Below are 17,636 nucleotides of genomic sequence, written 5' to 3'. Positions count from 1 at the left end.
TCGCACGTCAGCGCTTCGGCAGCTTGCGCAGCGCCTTCCGATGATGCGCGGCCTCCGCGCCGGTCGACTCCGACTTCACGACGAACACCGGGTCGTCCTTCGATGCGCGGAAGGTCTGGTCCGCGAAGGTGAAGTCCGACTCCTGCCGGCGCACCACCTCGCCGCGCGTGCGCCCCTGCGAGGTGTTCCAGCTCACCCGGTCGCCGGGCGACAGCTCCTGAGCCACGCTCAGCTCCGGTGGGAGAACTCCGCCCAGCGGGTTCCCGTCACGCGGGACATCCCCGCGGCGACAAGCGACTGCAGAGTCACGCGGGGCACCAGGCTGACGCCCGCCTCTCCCACGCCCACCGCGGCGGTCGCCGGCTTCGCCGCCGCCGACACTGCGGCGCGCATGTCAGGCCGCCCTCGCGAGGAACGCCGCGCGAGGCGCGGCCTTGCCCTCGATCTCAGCGAGGGCGGACGGCGAGAGGTCGAGACCGTGATTGGAGTTGGCCGCCTCGACAAGACGCACGAGGATCTCGCGGTTCAGCGGAACCTGCTCCACCTCGTCGAGGATGATCCGGAACGGGATGGCCGAGTGCACCCAGATGGTCTCGCGCCCACCCTGCGAGTGCTGCCACGAGAGGGAGAAGGACTCGCCGCGGCGCAGCTTGGTGAGCACAACCGACTGCACATGGGCAAGGAGACGATCCTCGATCTCGATCGGCTGGTCGCTCATGCCGTAGAACATCTTGCCCATGCGCTCTCCCTCGGATCTGGTCAGCCCGTGCCGACATCTCCAACTTTACTCGGCAAACTAACCATTTAGCAAGCGAGTAATCAGGACTCCGGAATTTCGCTACCATGACGACATGAATCGTTCAGGTCCTGGCGAGGTGTCGTCGTACTGGTACGGCACCGGCGTCGACGAGCAAGCCGCAACGGACGTGCTGCAGGCACTGCGCACATACCGCGCTGCCGAGATGGACCTGCGCCGACGCACGCGAACGTCGATGCGGATGACCGACAATGAGATGCTCGTCATCGGCCTCGCCACGAGGCGCGCCCGCTCCGGTCAGGAGCTGCAGCCCCGCGACGTCGCGCGGGAGCTGGGTCTCACCCCCGCTTCCATCACCGGCCTGCTCGACAAGCTCGAGCGCTCCGGCCACATCGAGCGTCTCCCCCACCCCACCGATCGCCGGCGCCAGCGGATCCTGCCCACGCGACTCGCCGAGATCGACGTGCGCGCGACCCTCGGCGGTGTGCATGAGGGCATGATGAGCGTCGCTCGGACGCTCAGCAGCAGTCAGGCGGCCGTCATCTCGGCGTTCCTGCAGCAGATGACGGACGCCGTCACCGCACACGCGCAGGAGATCGACCCGCCGAGCGAGCCCTCAGCCGCGTGAGAGCTCCGGCTGAAGGGCCGCGTCGATCTCCTCCGTGACACGGCACAGGAACGCCGCAACGACCATCCGCTCGGCTTCGGTGAGATCGACCGCCGCGCGCGTGACACTGTCCGCGACGGGGTCATCCAACGACCGGCCCGCTTCGGTGGCGACGACGAACTTCGAACGGCGATCGGCGGGGTTCGCGCGGAGATCCGCGTAGCCCGCGTCCTCCAGACGCCGCAGCACCGCGGTGATCGACGCACTGCTCACCTGCAGCGTCTCCGCGATCTCGGTCGGCGTCAGCTCGCGGCCCTCGCTCGCGGCATCGACGACGATGCGGATGGCCGTCAGGTCGAGTTCGCTGAGGGAGCGGCTCGCCAGCCTCCTGCGGGCGAGCCGAGCCTCCGCTCGACGGAGGTCTTCGATGGCGCGGATCAGGCCATCCTCGGTCTCGTGATTCATCCGGTGATCCTCACCTGCCGTCCACTCATGTCGCCCATTACGAGCAACCTTACTAGACGACCTTGATACACGCACGTCGAACCTTCTCCGGATCTGGACTTTTCCCGTCACGGAAGGTGAGAAGCTGGATGGACGCCGACGCGAGAGGAAGGGCGATGACGACGAGCTTTGCACCTGATGAAGCGGGATACGTCCTGTACCAGGAGATGGTCTCGCGCCTCGCGGACCGCTTCCCCGCGGTGCCCCTGTGGCGAATCGAGGAGATCGCCTACTCGGAGAACGAGGCGATGACCGGCGGGCTGCTGCGCGTCGTCCCGTCCGGCGTCGAAGACGGCACGGCAGAACGACTTGCGCGAGAAGCGCTCCTCCAGGAGGCGAAGTAGAACGCATGGCGACGTCCACCGAACCCACCGCATCCGGCTACTGGTACCCCGACACCGACGGCGGCGCGACGACCGTCGACGTTCTGAACCTCCTGCGCCGCTATCGCGCGGCGGAGACCGCCATGCGCGCCCGCACCCGGGCCTCGATGCGGATGAACGAGACCGACCTCCTCGCGTTGCGCCACCTGCTGCGTGAGCAGCGTGCCGGACGGGTCGTGCGCGCCGTCGACCTGGCCCGCACGCTCGACATCTCCACCGCTTCGGTCACGGCCCTCATCGACCGGCTTGAGCGCGACGGCCATGCGAAGCGCGAAGCGCACCCCACCGATCGCCGCGCGGGCATCGTCGTGCCGACTGCGAGCAGCGACGCGGAGGTGCGCGAGACCCTCGGCCCCGTGCACCAGCGCATGCTCGCACTCGTCGACGGCATGGACGAGCAGGAGCGCGGCGTCGTCGCCCGCTTCCTCGTCGGGATGGCCGACGCCGTCGGCGAGGCAGCCGCGGGCGACCCGGCCGACGAGGACTGATCAGAAGGGCAGGCGCTCCGTGGGAGCGTCGCGCGGGTCCTGCCAGGTCGGGCGCTGATCGAAGATGCGGGTCGCGTCGTCCGGCTCGCGCCAGGTCTGCTGCTGCACCGGATGGCCGGGCTGCTGCACGCGGCCGGGCTGCTGCGGCAGCGGGTGCTGGCGCGCATGGAGGATCTCCGCATCGCGCTCCCAGATCGCACGGGCGATGATGCGGCGGTCGCGGGCGTAGATCATCGCCCGCATCGTCATGGCGAGCAGGATGCCGACGTAGCCGCCCGCGGTGTTCGCGAACACGTCGAGGATGCTCGACACCCGCGACTCCAGGCTCGTCGCCTGCGTCCACTCGATGAAGCCCGAGTACGCCGGCACGAGGAAGAGCGCGAGCCACCAGGCCCGACGCGGCAGGGCCAGGCCGAGGAAGAACCCGAGCGGGATGAACATCCCGATGTTGGCGGTGAACTCGAGCTCGTCGAAGCCGAACCACTCGGGAATGCCGAATCGGTAGAGCACGCTCAGCACCCGATCCGAGATGCTGTCGAACTCGAGATCGCTGGGGTCTGGCCAGAGCGTGACGACGGCCACGAAGCCGGCGTAGAGGGCGAGCAGCAGCGTGGCGATCCACAGGCGGGCGCGGCTGCGGGGCGGCTTGGGGCCGAGTGCGTCGGTCATCAGGACCTCCTCATGGCGCGGACGTTGACCTCGACCCTAGACGCCCGTCCTGGCAAGCGGGTGCGCAGGACCTTTTCCGCTACCTCCGCGACCGAGACGACCCTGAGGGCGGTTTCGGAGGCGGCGAACAAGCGAACTATCGACGGGTGGTTACATTGATTCTGGTCTTCGTTCCGGGCGCAAGGGCCGCCGCAACAGCGAGTACGCCTAGAAGGGCGACTTTCGCTCAGGTGGGGAGCTTCTCATAGTTGTCGTGGCAAGTGGCGCATCGCGGGAGGTGTTCGTGGTCTGCCGTCGGCACGAACCAGTGGCCGCACATCGCGCGCACAGCTTCCCCTTCCACGGTGGAGCGGGTGAGGCTGTCGCGAGGCGCGTAGTGCGCGATGGTGCCGAGGCGAACTTCGCCGGGACGTGCGTCCTCGTGGATCTCCCCAGACTCTGCAGCAGCTCTAGCCTGCGAGATCGCGCTCTCGGTAATAGCTGTCCAATGGGACATCGCCGGCCCATCCAGCGGGGCGTCCTTCCAGGCCTCCATGTTCGGGTCTATTGCGGTACAGACGACGCGGCTAGCTATTTCGCGGAGAGTCGCTTTCTCCCATCCGGACGGGCTTAACACCACGAGAAGCTCCTTCACGATGGCCCCCCGCAACATCGACGACACCACGGTCATCTCCATTTGCAGAAGCTCACTGCCGTCGGGGCTTCTCACGTCAACCGTGTACGGGACTTCCTCGGCCTGCAGCGCGCTGTGCAGGAGGAGGAGGGAGGTTAGGTGAAGTTGAAGTTTCCAGGCGCCGAGCCGGGCAACCTTGTTCTCGACGGCCCGGAGGACTCGGTCCTCCTCCCTAGGGAGGAACCCGTCCGACCCAGCGGCGCAGTCCACTGAAAATCGCGCGTAGAAGTCTTCTGGGGAACCCGCACGGTGGTAGCCCGCCGCCCCGAGCCACACCGTCTCCACCCCATCTTCGTCAGCAAGAATGACCGCCGCGCCGCGCCAACGCGTGCCAAACGTCTGCTTCAACCATTGGCGGTCTTTCACCGACTTAATTGACTGGCGAAGGTGGTCACCGTCGTCCTCGCCGCTGAACTGATCGTCGAACGCCCGAATGAGGGGATGGCCGAGCCGACACATCGGCGGCATTTGGATGAGATGACGAGAGATCGCGGAGTCGCCGACCTCATCGCAGAGGCGCTGCTGCACGAGTTCGCGCAGTCTTTGCACGGCAACGAGGTCAGCCGAGGTTGTCCAGTCCTGCGCGAAATCTTCCGCAGCGCATCGGAGCGTCACTCGTCTGGATCTTCCCATCTACCCAGCATACGAACGACATCCGACAGATGAGCGTTAATCGAACTCGTCAAGGGCGAGGTGGTCGGCCTCATCCGCGTGCGCTCTGCTCTCGGCTACGCGCTTCTGCGCTTCAAACATGCGCGCCCGGTAAGCAAGCAGGTCAGTGGCGACGATGCGACGGTCGCGCGATCCAACGACGTAGTGCGGGATTGCCCCGGAGTCGAGGATTTTGTAAAGATGCGTACGGCTGAGGCCCAGCAGACCGGCAGCTTCGGAGGGCGTGAGCGTCTCATGTTGCTTGATGACGAACATGTCCTCACCTCCCCGAAGGGCATGAGAGAGCATCTCAAGCGCAGTGCGCAGATTACCCACGGGCAACTTGTCTTGAGTCTCCTCAAGGATGGCTATCTCGGTTGTAGGCACGCTCGAAGCGTCGAGTTTGGGCATGGCGAATTGCCTCTATCGTCAGGTGGTGTGCGTGTGTGCCGCAACTATCGCGGCCCGGTGCCCTAGGGCGAATGGGTACGATTGACGGGAACGGTCACCGTCGTCGGCGGGTGCGCATGTCATAAGTGTCACAGATGACACAGCTCATGTCAAACGCTCCGCTCACCTCAGAACTCCTCGTACTCGGCAGGATCCTGGTCGGCCAGACGGCCATCCGGGCGCCCCAGCGCGGTGATCGCCGCGATCTCCTCCTCGACCAGCTCGACCTCGAGCGCCCCCAGGTTCTCCAGCTGACGCTTGTCGCTCGCAGCCTTCGGAATCGGGATGGCGCCCCGCGCGATGGCCCACGCCAGCACCGTCTGCCCGGGGGTGACGTCGTGCTTGCGCGCGATGTCGACGATCACCTCGTCCTCGAGGATGCCGGTCTCGCGCCCCAGCGGGCTCCACGCCTCGGTGAGGATGCCGTGCTCGGCGTTGAACCGAATGCACTCCTCCTGCGGGAAGTGCGGGTGCATCTCGATCTGGTTCACCTGCGGCAACTCGCCGGTCTCGCGCACGAGCCGCTCGAGGTGCTCGGGCAGGAAGTTGCAGACGCCGATCGCCTTCACGATGCCGGCGTCGCGCGCCTCGATGAGCGCCTGCCACGCCTCGACGTACTTGTCGGTCTTCGGGTTCGGCCAGTGGATGAGCAGCAGGTCGAGGTGGCCCAGGCCGGTCCGGTAGACGCTCTCCTCGATCGACGGGATGGCCGCATCGCGTTCCTGATGGCGTCCCTCGAGCTTCGACGTGACGATGAGCTCGTCGCGGTCGATGCCGGAGCGGCGCACACCCTCCCCCACCGTCCCCTCGTTCTCGTAATTGAACGCGGAGTCGATCAGCCGGTAGCCCTTCTCGACGGCGCGAGCGACGGCATCCGCGCCATCTGCGCCCTTCAAGCCGTAGGTGCCGAAGCCGAGAACCGGCAGCTCGAGTCCGCCATGTGCAGTCCATGTGGGGATCGTCATGCTTCCTTCCTAGAGGCGAGGGCGGATGGCTTCAAAGGGTTGACAGCCGTTTCGTCTCGCTTCGCTCGCTCAACGTCCGAGAAGGAGACGGCCCTCCCCTCCCGGACGTTGAGCGACCGAGCGCCAGCGAGGGAGACGAAACGCCGCACCCGACCCCAGTCCCGACGACGGCTCACGTCGTTTCGACTCGCTCCGCTCGCTCAACGACCGGGGGCGGGGAAGGCCCCTCCCGGACGTTGAGCGACCGAGCGCCAGCGAGGGAGACGAAACGCCGTGACCCGGTCCCAACGACGGCTCACGTCGTTTCGACTCGCTCCGCTCGCTCAACGTCCGACGGATCCGCTCGCTCAACGCCCGGGACGACGGGTACACGAAAGCGGGGCCGCCCCGAAGGGCGACCCCGCTGACGAAGCGAGTTCGAAGAACTTACTTGATGATCTTGGTCACCGTGCCGGCGCCGACGGTGCGGCCACCCTCACGGATCGCGAAGCCGAGGCCCTCTTCCATGGCGATGGGCTGGATGAGCTCCACCGTCATGTCCGTGGTGTCGCCGGGCATGACCATCTCGGTGCCCTCAGGCAGCGAGATGACGCCGGTGACGTCCGTGGTGCGGAAGTAGAACTGCGGGCGGTAGTTCGTGTAGAAGGGGTTGTGACGCCCACCCTCGTCCTTGGAGAGGATGTACGCGGTGCCCTCGAAGTTGGTGTGAGGGGTGACCGAACCCGGCTTCACGACGACCTGCCCGCGCTCGACGTCCTCGCGCTTGAGGCCACGGAGCAGGAGACCGCAGTTCTCGCCGGCCCAGGCCTCGTCGAGCTGCTTGTGGAACATCTCGATACCGGTGACCGTGGTCTTCTGCGTCGCGCGGATGCCGACGATCTCGACCTCGGAGTTGATCGCGAGGGTGCCACGCTCGGCGCGGCCCGTGACGACGGTTCCACGACCGGTGATCGTGAAGACGTCCTCGATGGGCATGAGGAACGGCTTGTCCTTGTCACGCACCGGGTCGGGGATCGACTCGTCGACGGCGTCCATGAGCTCGACGATCTTCTCGACCCACTCGGCGTCGCCCTCGAGAGCCTTGAGGCCCGAGACGCGGACGACGGGAGCGTTGTCGCCGTCGAAGTCCTGCGACGAGAGGAGCTCGCGAACCTCGAGCTCGACGAGCTCCAGGATCTCCTCGTCGTCGACCATGTCCGACTTGTTCAGCGCGACGAGCAGGTAGGGAACGCCGACCTGCTTGGCGAGCAGCACGTGCTCGCGCGTCTGAGCCATGGGACCATCGGTCGCGGCGACCACGAGGATCGCGCCGTCCATCTGGGCGGCACCGGTGATCATGTTCTTGATGTAGTCAGCGTGACCAGGGGCGTCGACGTGAGCGTAGTGACGCTTGGGCGTCTCGTACTCGACGTGCGAGATGTTGATCGTGATGCCGCGCTGGCGCTCCTCGGGAGCGGAGTCGATCGACGAGAAGTCGCGCTGGACGTTGGTGGCCGACGGGTACTTGTCGGCGAGCACCTTCGAGATCGCCGCGGTGAGCGTGGTCTTGCCGTGGTCGACGTGACCGATCGTTCCGATGTTCACGTGCGGCTTGGTGCGCTCGAACTTGGCCTTAGCCACTGGGTCCTCCTCAGGACGGTCATGTGAAGACCACGGTCGCTGGATTGCGACCGGGACTTCCGGGGATGTTGTCAGTCTAGTAGAGACTCGTTATGAAGTTTTGATCAGTGCCGGGGCCGACTTCGCAGCCGACCCCGGCGAGCCTAGATGGCTCAGGCGATTACTCGCCCTTGCCCTTCTGGACGATTTCCTCGGCCACGGCCTTCGGGACCTCGGCGTAGCTGTCGAACTCCATGGAGTAGACGGCACGGCCGGAGGTCTTCGAACGCAGGTCGCCGATGTAGCCGAACATGCTCGAGAGCGGGACGAGGGCCTTGACGACCTTCACACCCTGAGCGTCCTCCATCGACTGCACCTGGCCACGACGCGAGTTCAGGTCGCCGATGACGTCGCCCATGTACTCCTCGGGAGTACGCACCTCAACCGCCATGAGCGGCTCGAGGATGACGGGGCTCGCCTTGCGGATGGCCTCCTTGAAGCCCATCGAGCCGGCGATCTTGAACGCCATCTCCGAGGAGTCGACGTCGTGCGACGCGCCATCGATGAGGATCGCCTTCACGCCGACCATGGGGTAGCCCGCGACGACGCCGACGTTCATGGCGTCCTGGAAGCCCTGGTTGGTGGGCTCGATGTACTCGCGCGGGATGCGGCCACCGGTGACCTTGTTCTCGAACTCGTACGTCTTGTCCGCCGTGACCTCGAGCGGCTCGATCGCGAACTGGATCTTCGCGAACTGACCCGAACCACCGGTCTGCTTCTTGTGCGTGTAGTCGTGACGCTCGACGGCCTTGCGGATCGTCTCGCGGTACGCCACCTGCGGCTTGCCGACGTTCGCCTCGACCTTGAACTCGCGCTTCATGCGGTCCACGAGGATGTCGAGGTGCAGCTCGCCCATGCCCTTGACGACCGTCTGGCCGGTCTCGGCGTTGTTCTCGACGCGGAACGTCGGGTCCTCTTCGGCGAGCTTCTGGATGGCCAGGCCGAGCTTCTCCTGGTCAGCCTTCGTCTTCGGCTCGATCGCGACCTCGATGACCGGCTCCGGGAACGTCATCGACTCGAGGACGACCTGGTTCGCCGGGTCGGAGAGGGTGTCACCGGTGGTGGTGTCCTTCAGACCGATGACCGCGTAGATGTGGCCGGCGGTGACCGAGTCGACCGGGTTCTCCTTGTTGGCGTGCATCTGGAAGATCTTCCCGATGCGCTCCTTCTTGCCCTTGGTCGAGTTGACGACCTGCGCACCCGAGTCGAGGTGACCCGAGTAGACGCGGATGTAGGTCAGACGACCGAAGAAGGGGTGCGTGACGACCTTGAACGCGAGAGCAGCGAACGGCTCCTCGCGGTCAGCGTGACGCTCGATGATCGTCTCTTCGTTCTTCGGGTCGTGGGCCTCGATGGCCGGCACGTCGAGGGGCGAAGGGAGGTAGTCGACGACCGCGTCGAGCATCGGCTGCACGCCGCGGTTCTTGAACGCCGAGCCGCAGAGGACCGGGTAGACCTCGGAGGCGATCGTCATCTTGCGGATGGCGCCCTTGACCTCTTCGATCGTCAGCTCTTCGCCACCGAAGTACTTCTCGAGGAGCACGTCGTCGGACTCGGCGACGGTCTCGAGGAGCTTCTCGCGGTACTCGGCAGCCTTGTCGGCGAGTTCGGCGGGGATCTCGCCGGTCTCGTACTTGGCACCCATGGTCACGTCGCCCTTGGCGTCGCCGGGCCACGTGAGCGCACGCATCTCGACGAGGTCGATGACACCGAGGAAGTCGTTCTCCGCGCCGATGGGAAGCTGCAGCACGAGCGGCTTCGCCTTCAGGCGGTTGATGATCGTGTCGACCGTGAAGTAGAAGTCCGCGCCGAGCTTGTCCATCTTGTTGACGAAGCAGATGCGGGGGACGTTGTACTTGTCAGCCTGACGCCACACGGTCTCGGACTGGGGCTCGACGCCCTCCTTGCCGTCGAAGACGGCGACAGCGCCATCGAGGACGCGGAGCGAGCGCTCCACCTCGACGGTGAAGTCCACGTGACCGGGGGTGTCGATGATGTTGATCTGGTTCTTGTCCCAAAAGCACGTCACGGCGGCGGAGGTGATGGTGATACCACGCTCCTGCTCCTGCTCCATCCAGTCGGTGGTCGCACCGCCGTCGTGGGTCTCGCCGATCTTGTGGTTGACGCCCGTGTAGAACAGGATGCGCTCGGTCGTCGTGGTCTTACCGGCATCGATGTGCGCCATGATGCCGATGTTGCGGACCTTCTTGAGGTCGGTGAGCACGTCTTGTGCCACTAGCGTTCTTCCTTACGTGTGGAGAGAGAAAAGCAGGAGGCCGGTCCCGGATGGCCCGGGGCCATCCGGGACCGGCTCGGGGCGCTTCCTACCAGCGGTAGTGCGCGAAGGCGCGGTTCGACTCGGCCATCTTGTGGGTGTCCTCGCGGCGCTTGACCGCGGCACCCAGACCGTTCGACGCGTCGAGGATCTCGTTCATGAGACGCTCGGTCATCGTCTTCTCACGACGGCCCTTCGCGTAGCTCACGAGCCAGCGGAGAGCGAGCGTGTTGGCACGGTGAGGCTTGACCTCGACCGGAACCTGGTAGGTCGAACCGCCGACGCGGCGGCTGCGGACCTCGAGCGTCGGGCGCACGTTGTCGAGCGCCTTCTTCAGCGTGGCGACAGCGTCCTGGCCGTTCTTGGCGGCCACACCCTCGAGAGCGGTGTAGACGATGCTCTCGGCGATGGACTTCTTGCCATCGACGAGGATCTTGTTGACCAGCTGCGTGACGATCGGAGCGCCGTAAACCGGGTCGTTGACGACGGGGCGCTTGGGGGCCGGACCCTTACGAGGCATCTAACTCAACCCTTCTTCGCGCCGTAGCGGCTGCGAGCCTGCTTACGGTTCTTGACAGCCTGGGTGTCGAGCGCACCGCGGACGATCTTGTAGCGCACGCCGGGGAGGTCCTTCACACGACCGCCGCGGACGAGCACGAGCGAGTGCTCCTGGAGGTTGTGGCCCTCACCGGGGATGTAGGCCGTGACCTCGGTGCCGTTGCGCAGCTTGACACGGGCGACCTTCCGCATAGCCGAGTTCGGCTTCTTCGGGGTGGTCGTGTAGACGCGGGTGCAGACACCCGCCTGCTGCGGGTTCGCCTTCAGGGCGGGCGCCTTGGTCTTCGAGACCTTCGGCGAACGGCCCTTGCGAACCAACTGCTGAATAGTTGGCACGTTTCTCCTTGTTCGTTGCTGCACGGTGACAGCGCGTGATGTTTCACGAAACCCACCCCCGCGCCGAAAGGCGAGAGACTTCAGGTGGATATGCCGTGGGGGTGACCTGTTCGCAGGCCCGTCCCGTAAGTGCGCACGCACGCAAACGCGTGCACGCACACTGCTTCCATGATAGGGCCTTCTACGACACCCGGTCAAACGAGTTCGGCCCCGGACGTTGAGCGAGCGAAGCGAGACGAAACGACGCGAGCCGGTCTCGACAACGACCCCGTTTCGTCTCGGTCGCTGCGCTCCCTCGCTCAACGACCGGACAGGAGACACACCCCCGGACGTTGAGCGAGCGAAGCGAGACGAAACGACGCAGCCCGCCCCCGACAACGACCCCGTTTCGTCTCGGTCGCTGCGCTCCCTCGCTCAACGACCGGACAGGGGACACACCCCCGGACGTTGAGCGAGCGAAGCGAGGCGAAACGCCGCAACCCGTTCCCGACAACGACCCGTTTCGTCTCAGTCGCTGCGCTCCCTCGCTCAACGTCCGAGAAGGAGACACACCCCGGACGTTGAGCGAGCGAAGCGAGACGAAACGACGCGAGCCGGTCTCGACAACGACCCCGTTTCGTCTCGGTCGCTGCGCTCCCTCGCTCAACGTCCGAGAAGGAGACACACCCCGGACGTTGAGCGAGCGAAGCGAGACGAAACGACGCGAGCCGGTCTCGACAACGACCCGTTTCGTCTCAGTCGCTGCGCTCCCTCGCTCAACGTCCGAGAAGGAGACACACCCCGGACGTTGAGCGAGCGAAGCGAGGCGAAACGCCGCAACCCGTTCCCGACAACGACCCGTTTCGTCTCAGTCGCTGCGCTCCCTCGCTCAACGTCCGGGAAGGGGTCGCTGCGCTCCCTCGCTCAACCTCCGGAAGGGGGGGCGGGACGCAGAAAGGGCGCCCCTTGCGGGACGCCCTTTCGGTGCGAGCTCTCAGCTCAGAAGCGGGATCAGCGCTCCGACTTCAGCTGACGCTGGCGAGCGATCAGCAGCACGCCGCCGGCCGCGAAGACCAGGCCGAAGCCCAGCGCGAGCGGGGCGGTGGCGTCGAACTCGGCGCCGGTCGGCTCGAGCTGGCCGTCCTGCTGCGGCTGCTCGGCCTGCGGGTTCTCGTCGTCCGGAGCCTGCTGCGGCTCCTCCGACTGCGGGTCCTGCGGGGCGGCCGCGGCGGTCACCGTCACCGTGACCGCGTTGTCGGCGCTCGCGACGCCGTCGACGATCTGGCGGGCGGCGATGGTGTGCTCGCCGACGGGGAGCGCGCCGATCTGAATGGACCAGACGTTCGCCTCGACGGTGGCCGAGCCGACGAGCTCGTCGTTCACGCGGAGCTCGACGGTCGCGCCGTTGATGCCCTCACCGGTCACCGTGCCGGGGGTCGAGCCCTCGACGTAGGAGCCGCCGTCGTTCGACGGGTTGATGAACGCGGGTGCCTCGGGGGCCGCCGGCTGCTCGGGCTCGGGAGCCGGGCTCGGCGCGGCGGCGCCGACCGTGAACTCGACCGTGGCGGCGGCGGAGGTCTTGCCGTTGACCGTCTGCTGAGCGCTGACGGAGTAGCTGCCCTCGCCGAGCTCAACAGCGTGCGACCAGTTGCCCTCGTCGTCGGAGGTGACCTTCGCGGTGACGTCGCCGGACAGCGTGACCTCGGTGTTCGGCGCCGCGTTGCCGGAGATGGCGGTGACCGGCTCGGTGAACGACTGGCCGTTCTCCGGCGAGATGATGCCGGGGGCGGTCGGGAAGACCTGCGTGTCGAACGAGGTGACGTCGGAGGTGTCGAAGCCGCTCTTCACGCGGAAGTAGACGGTGTAGTCGCCGGGCGTCGAGGGGCCCTGGATCTGCCAGTTGCCGCTGCCGTCGACCGCGGTCGTCGCGCTGTTCTCGAACGAGGCGTCCGAACCCTGTGAGACGAACGCGTACTCGAGCGTGGAGTTCGCCGCAGCGGTGCCCGAGATGGGCGCGTTCCACGAGATGTTCGCGCCGGACTCCAGCGAGGTGACCTCCGCCTCAGCGATGTCGAGCATGACGCTGTAGCCGCCGGTGCCCTCGAGGTTCGCCTGCAGGTCGGCGCCCCACATGTGCTCTTCACCCTCGTACCGGAAGGTGCCCGAGACGATGCCGACAGCCGTGCTGCCCTGCAGGATGGTTCCGCCCGAGTCGCCGGGGATCGCCTGCGTCGCCGCGGCGAAGCCCTTGACGATGCGGTCGTCGACCATGAGGTAGCCCTCGGCCTCGACGTCGGAGACGAAGCGGTCGGTGTCGACCGGGCCGGCCGAGTAGCCGGTGGTGCGGCCGGAGCGCTGCACGGTGGCGCCGATCTGAGCGGTGCCGACGCCGGTGATGTTCGACGCGAGCGACGCGGACAGGTCGTCGGTGTTGGCCCAGTCAGTCATCGCGGGGATGAGATCGAGGTCGTCGTTGATGACGTCGATCGCGGTCACGTCGAGCGCGTCGCCGGGGCCGCCCTCGCTGTTGCCGGCGCCGCCGAACTGCGAGAAGCCGATCGTGCCGAGCGCGTACGTCGGGGCGACCGTGCTGTTGTCTTCGGCGCCGCCGCCGGCGGTGTCGCCAGCTGGGTCCGTGAGGAAGATGTTGCCGAACGCGCCGTCTTCGGTGCAGTGGCCGGCGGTCAGCACGGCCGGGTCGCCGCTGGGGCTCCAGGCAGGGAAGCCGACGGAGCAGACGGCTCCCTGGCTGCCCGAGTCGGGGAACAGCGCGATGCCGTAGCCGCCGACGACGTCGGTCGCGGCGGTCGGCTTCGCGAGCTCGTCCTCCGTGACGGTGACGATCTTGACGTTGCCGTAGGTGTTCGCCACCTCAGCGGCGGTCGCGGAAGCCTGGATGCGCTTGGCCGCGGCGCCCGCACCCTCGCTCTCCAGCTGCTGGACGATGACCTGGCCGCTGCCATCGTGCAGGACGCCCGTGACCGAGTCGTCCTGGAAGAGCTCGAACGCAAGAGCGTCGAACGCCTCGCCCTCGGTCGGCGCGGAAGGCGCCTCAGTCGCGGATGCGGACGTAGCGGCCACACCGCCGAACGCCAGCGCCGACGCGACACCCAGCGCTCCCAGACGCGCTGCGCGCGTGATTGAAGGCTTCAAACTCGGTTCCCCCGGTTCTTTGTCATGTGCACTTCTCAAGACGGAGGCGGATCATGGCTGACCCAGGCCCCCGGAAGCTCTGGTCTCTCTCGGGAGAGACACAGCGTTTACAGACTAGACGCACACCTACGATGTAGGGCAAGTCCGCATTCGCCGGCATGAACGGGGGAAGACATGTCCAGCAGACGGATCTGGAGGGTCGGCGCGCTCATCGCGGCCGGCCTCGCGCTCACCGGATGCGCAACAACCGCGGGAGGGGCCGGCGTGAATTCAGTGGTCGGGACGTGGCAGAGCGGCGAGAGCAGCGAACCGCACCTCACCTTCACGGAAGACGGGCAGTTCCGCGGCAACGACGGCTGCAACAAGATGTCCGGCCGCTACGAGCAGGATGGCGACACCGTCACGGTCACCTACGTCGCCGCCACCACGCGCGGCTGTCCGGGAGTCGACGACTGGCTCCGGAAGCTCGAGACCCTCACCGTCGGCGAGTCGACCCTCGAGGTCTACGACGCTTCGGGAGAGCTGCTCGGTTCGCTCGCACGCGAGAGCTGATGCGGATGGCCGAACCGGCCATCCGCTGACATCCCCGCCTCCTCGAGGCGGGGATGTCTCGTTTCAGGGGGTCGCGCCGGGCCCGGACAGGAAGTCCTCGGGACCGAACGGAGTGTCGAGCGACTGCGTGAGCTCGGCGAGCATGGCCTCGACCTGCGGCTCGACGAACTCGACGACGGCGGCCTGGATGCGCAGGCGATGGCCCAGCAGCACGGAGCAGATCTCGCGACCGACGAGGTTCGCGTACTCGTCGGCGAGCGAGACCTCGTGGCGCAGGGCCGCTTTCGCCTCCGCGGACAGCGGCGGGAGGCTCGGCACGTCGGCCTCGGCTTCGTTCGCCAGCTGCTCGATCGTGAAGAGGAACGGGGCGCCAGGCACCGGGTCGGGGTCGAGCGGCAGCCCCTCGTACTCGGGCGCGAGGTCCTCCCCCGGCCGGTAGGAGCGCGCGCGATTGCGGGCGGCCTGCTGATCGAGCTCGGCCTGCAGCAGTGGCAGGTTGCGGGCTGTGTACTCGGCGACGGCGTGATCGACGATGGCCTTCATCCGCGTGGAGAGCCCGTGCTGCACGCCATGGGGCACGTCGGCGCCGAGGCCGGCGGCCGAGAGCAGCGGCGACCCGAAGCAGCGGCGGCATGGAGCGGCACGGCCGCGATGCGTGGCGGGCTGCCAGCGCGGCAGCCAGCGCAGCCAGGCGTCCACCGCCTGAGCCACCTGCGCGTCGAGCGTCCGCTCCATGACTTACAGGGTAGGGGGCGCGAGCGTCTGCGGTGGGGCGCCGAGCGGACTATTGCGCATCGGGGCGCTCCCACGGCCACAGCGGTCGCTGGGCACGGGTGCGCCGGACGGCGATCGCGCACCACGACGTGATTGCGGCGGCTCCGGCGAGAACCGGCACCGGCCATCCGATCACCACCTCGACGACAGCGCCCGTCGCGGCGCCGAGGCCCGCGTCGAAGACCAGCGCGAGCAGCCACAGCGCCAGCGCGTAGATCGCGGCGGTGGCGAAGACCACGCCGATCACCGACGTGAAGCGCGGGCGCTCGGGCCGGATCGCCGGCCACAGCGCGAGCGCGAAGGCGCCGGCGCTCACGACGACGGCGAGAGCGGCGGGCACGATGCCGACGCCCGGCGTCTCGATGACGTCGGACTCGGTGAACAGGCTGCCGAAACCGAGCCCGCACACGGCGAGGGCGCCGTACCCCGCGACGGCGAAGGCGAGGAGCATCCCTGCGGGAAGCCCCTCGCCTTCGCGTCGTGGTGCTGTGGTCACTGTGCCAGCTGCGGACCGGCCTCGAGCGTGCGCTCGTATTCGGCCTGGGCCTGTGCGTTGCGCTCGGAGACACGTGCGCCGTGGCGAGCGACCCAGGCTCCGAACCAGATGGTGATCTCGCGGCCGAGGATGAACGCCACGATCGCGAGCGGGTGCAGGAGGCTGTCGGCTGCGAGCTCGCCGCCCTCGGAGGCGGTGAGCATCCAGAACGGCGCCTCGAAGAGCTGGCCGAGGACGTATCCGCCATAGGAGATGACGCCGACGAGCAGACCGAAGACGACCCACTTGCCCCAGCGCGCACGGTTCACGAACACACCGAGCAGCCAGAAGCCGAGCCAGAAGACGACGACCGTCACCCAGAACGCGAAGCTCGTCACGATCTGCAGGGCCTCTTCGGCGATGTTCGCGAAGTCGGCGTCGCCCGTGACCAGGCGCCAGCCGAGCGTCGCGGCGAAGAACAGCACGGCGAACAGCACCGCCGCCACGAGGCCGATGAGACCGGCGGCACCCCGGTTGCCGCGCTTCTTCGGCCGCTCGGGAGCCTGCACGAAGATCGGCTGCGGCGCGGCGGTCGTCTCCGGAGCGGCGCTCGGCTCCGGCGCGGCGCTGCTGTGCGGGGCGGGCTCGGACGCGGTGATCATGGGGCGGTCCTGCTCGGGCTCGGACGAGGTGAACGTGTCGGTCTTCGCCGGCTCGAACCACGGCGACTTGTGATCGTCGTCGTCCTCGCGGGCGCGCGCGGGAGCGGCGAGCGAGTCGCTCGGGTCGGCGGAGCGCCGCTCGAACTCCTCGAGCTCGGCAGCGAGGGCGGCGAAGTCGGGCTCGCCGTCGCGATCGTTGTCGATCGGCGGCACGCGCCCGGCGGACGCGTCGGCCTCCTCCGATGCGCGCGTCACCGACGGCGCATCGGGGTCGAACGCGACGGCCGCGGGGCGGGTGCGGGCGTCGGAGTCGGACGCGTCGGTGGCGTTCGCGTCGTCGGCGTCGCCGTCGGACGCGGGGCGGTCCTCGGCGTCGGCATCTGCCGGAGCGAAAGAGGGCATGCCGGCAGCGGGCTCGTCCTCTGCGCCCGCCGTGGCGCGCTCTGCCGCGTCGGCGCCGGGCGCGAAGGCGACGGCAGCGGGGCGCTCATCCTGGCGCGAGCCGGTCGTATCAGCGGATTCCTCATGGGCGTCCTCGCTGCGGCCGAACGGCTCGAAGGCGACCGCGGCGGGGCGCTCCTCCCCCACCTCGGGCATGGCACGGGTGGCGGTGTCGTCGCCCGCGGGTGCGGTGGTGTCGAAGCCGGCGGCGTCGCGCTCGTCGGCGTCGGCGAAGAGGCCGCGGCTGCCCGACGCGAAGATCTCGGGCTCGTTGTGCTGCGCGAAGGGGTCCCGGTCGTCCTCATGGAAGACCTCGCGGTCGGCCGTGGCGAAGGGGTCGCGGTCGCCGGCGGCGAAGCCGTCTCCCCCGGTGGCGGGAGATCCGTCGTGCTCGCCGGGGGCGAGATCGTCGTGACCGTCCGTCGATGCCGGGCTCTGGCCATCCGTCGATGCCCGGCTCTGGCCATCCGTCGCGTTCTCGTCGCCGGCGGCGTAGCCGCTCTGGCCATCCGAATCGGCGCCATCGCGGGCGTCGGTCACGCGCCCGCCCTGGGCGTCAGCGGCGGCCGAGTCGTCGGGGTCGCCGTTCAGCGGTCCGCCGGTCGAACTGCGGGGGTCGCTCATC

The 17,636-nt window shown here is 67.7% G+C and carries 20 protein-coding genes; 4 read left to right on the top strand and 16 right to left on the bottom strand.

Features of this window, described 5'->3' with window-relative positions; genetic code table 11:
• Positions 1–7: 7 nt before the first annotated feature.
• From QWJ90_RS05820 to QWJ90_RS05810, 3 genes are read right to left on the bottom strand one after another with little or no spacing between them, the layout of a single operon-like run.
• A complete protein-coding gene (locus tag QWJ90_RS05820) occupies positions 8–226 on the bottom strand; it encodes a DUF2945 domain-containing protein (protein WP_290106742.1) in 219 nt (72 codons plus the stop codon).
• 2 nt (positions 227–228) lie between these two features.
• Positions 229–393 carry a hypothetical protein gene (locus QWJ90_RS05815; protein ID WP_290106741.1) on the bottom strand — a complete coding sequence of 55 codons (165 nt, stop codon included), beginning with the start codon at positions 391–393 and terminating at the stop codon, positions 229–231.
• A 1-nt stretch (position 394) separates the two neighbouring features.
• Positions 395–739: a DUF7882 family protein gene (locus QWJ90_RS05810; RefSeq protein ID WP_290106740.1), complete on the bottom strand. Its 345-nt coding sequence runs from the start codon at positions 737–739 to the stop codon at positions 395–397.
• 112 nt (positions 740–851) lie between these two features.
• On the opposite strand from QWJ90_RS05810, the gene QWJ90_RS05805 reads away from it, so the two are divergent.
• Entirely contained in the window at positions 852–1,385 is a 534-nt protein-coding gene (locus tag QWJ90_RS05805) for a MarR family winged helix-turn-helix transcriptional regulator (RefSeq protein WP_290106739.1), read from the top strand.
• Here QWJ90_RS05805 and QWJ90_RS05800 read toward each other — a convergent pair.
• Entirely contained in the window at positions 1,374–1,829 is a 456-nt protein-coding gene (locus QWJ90_RS05800) for a MarR family winged helix-turn-helix transcriptional regulator (protein ID WP_290106738.1), read from the bottom strand. The two genes, QWJ90_RS05805 and QWJ90_RS05800, sit on opposite strands and share 12 nt — an antisense overlap.
• Positions 1,830–1,984: 155 nt before the next feature.
• Here QWJ90_RS05800 and QWJ90_RS05795 point away from each other — a divergent pair, with 155 nt between their 5' ends.
• Both QWJ90_RS05795 and QWJ90_RS05790 read left to right on the top strand, forming a co-directional pair.
• Entirely contained in the window at positions 1,985–2,212 is a 228-nt protein-coding gene (locus tag QWJ90_RS05795; RefSeq protein WP_290106737.1) for a hypothetical protein, read from the top strand.
• A 5-nt stretch (positions 2,213–2,217) separates the two neighbouring features.
• The gene (locus QWJ90_RS05790) at positions 2,218–2,739 is read left to right on the top strand and encodes a MarR family winged helix-turn-helix transcriptional regulator (RefSeq protein WP_290106736.1); all 522 of its coding nucleotides are present in this window, start codon (positions 2,218–2,220) and stop codon (positions 2,737–2,739) included.
• Here QWJ90_RS05790 and QWJ90_RS05785 read toward each other — a convergent pair whose 3' ends face one another.
• The 9 genes from QWJ90_RS05785 to QWJ90_RS05745 all read right to left on the bottom strand — a co-directional run bounded on the left by QWJ90_RS05785 (position 2,740) and on the right by QWJ90_RS05745 (position 14,107).
• Positions 2,740–3,408 carry a VanZ family protein gene (locus tag QWJ90_RS05785; protein ID WP_290106735.1) on the bottom strand — a complete coding sequence of 223 codons (669 nt, stop codon included), beginning with the start codon at positions 3,406–3,408 and terminating at the stop codon, positions 2,740–2,742.
• Between the two features lie 226 nt (positions 3,409–3,634).
• Positions 3,635–4,609: a DUF3039 domain-containing protein gene (locus QWJ90_RS05780; protein WP_290106734.1), complete on the bottom strand. Its 975-nt coding sequence runs from the start codon at positions 4,607–4,609 to the stop codon at positions 3,635–3,637.
• Positions 4,610–4,750: 141 nt separating this feature from the next.
• Positions 4,751–5,143, bottom strand: coding sequence for a helix-turn-helix domain-containing protein (locus QWJ90_RS05775; RefSeq protein WP_290106733.1), 393 nt, complete (start codon positions 5,141–5,143; stop codon positions 4,751–4,753).
• Between the two features lie 167 nt (positions 5,144–5,310).
• A complete protein-coding gene (locus tag QWJ90_RS05770; RefSeq protein WP_290106732.1) occupies positions 5,311–6,147 on the bottom strand; it encodes an aldo/keto reductase in 837 nt (278 codons plus the stop codon).
• A gap of 426 nt (positions 6,148–6,573) precedes the next feature.
• Entirely contained in the window at positions 6,574–7,767 is a 1,194-nt protein-coding gene (gene tuf / locus QWJ90_RS05765; RefSeq protein WP_290106731.1) for an elongation factor Tu, read from the bottom strand.
• Positions 7,768–7,927: 160 nt separating this feature from the next.
• A complete protein-coding gene (gene fusA / locus QWJ90_RS05760; RefSeq protein ID WP_290106729.1) occupies positions 7,928–10,042 on the bottom strand; it encodes an elongation factor G in 2,115 nt (704 codons plus the stop codon).
• An 88-nt stretch (positions 10,043–10,130) separates the two neighbouring features.
• Entirely contained in the window at positions 10,131–10,601 is a 471-nt protein-coding gene (gene rpsG / locus QWJ90_RS05755; RefSeq protein ID WP_290106728.1) for a 30S ribosomal protein S7, read from the bottom strand.
• A gap of 5 nt (positions 10,602–10,606) precedes the next feature.
• Positions 10,607–10,975, bottom strand: a complete 369-nt coding sequence (rpsL, locus tag QWJ90_RS05750; protein ID WP_018171438.1) for a 30S ribosomal protein S12 — start codon at positions 10,973–10,975, stop codon at positions 10,607–10,609.
• Positions 10,976–11,965: 990 nt separating this feature from the next.
• A complete protein-coding gene (locus tag QWJ90_RS05745; protein WP_290106727.1) occupies positions 11,966–14,107 on the bottom strand; it encodes a S1 family peptidase in 2,142 nt (713 codons plus the stop codon).
• 174 nt (positions 14,108–14,281) lie between these two features.
• On the opposite strand from QWJ90_RS05745, the gene QWJ90_RS05740 reads away from it, so the two are divergent.
• Positions 14,282–14,659, top strand: coding sequence for an META domain-containing protein (locus QWJ90_RS05740; RefSeq protein WP_290106726.1), 378 nt, complete (start codon positions 14,282–14,284; stop codon positions 14,657–14,659).
• A 63-nt stretch (positions 14,660–14,722) separates the two neighbouring features.
• On the opposite strand, the gene QWJ90_RS05735 is transcribed toward QWJ90_RS05740, so the two are convergent.
• From QWJ90_RS05735 to QWJ90_RS05725, 3 genes are read right to left on the bottom strand one after another with little or no spacing between them, the layout of a single operon-like run.
• Positions 14,723–15,394, bottom strand: a complete 672-nt coding sequence (locus QWJ90_RS05735) for a spermidine/putrescine ABC transporter substrate-binding protein (protein ID WP_290106725.1) — start codon at positions 15,392–15,394, stop codon at positions 14,723–14,725.
• A gap of 49 nt (positions 15,395–15,443) precedes the next feature.
• A complete protein-coding gene (locus QWJ90_RS05730; protein ID WP_290106724.1) occupies positions 15,444–15,929 on the bottom strand; it encodes a hypothetical protein in 486 nt (161 codons plus the stop codon).
• Complete coding sequence (locus tag QWJ90_RS05725) at positions 15,926–17,635, bottom strand: hypothetical protein (RefSeq protein WP_290106723.1); 1,710 nt, start codon at positions 17,633–17,635, stop codon at positions 15,926–15,928. Before QWJ90_RS05725 ends, QWJ90_RS05730 begins: the two co-directional genes overlap by 4 nt.
• Between the last annotated feature and the right edge of the window lies 1 nt (position 17,636).

Origin of the sequence: Microbacterium oryzae (genome assembly GCF_030406385.1) — a bacterium.
GTDB classification, from domain to species: Bacteria; Actinomycetota; Actinomycetes; order Actinomycetales; family Microbacteriaceae; genus Microbacterium; species Microbacterium oryzae_A.
The sequence above is the reverse complement of the archived record's forward strand: the minus strand, read 5'-3'. Positions and strand labels throughout refer to the sequence as shown.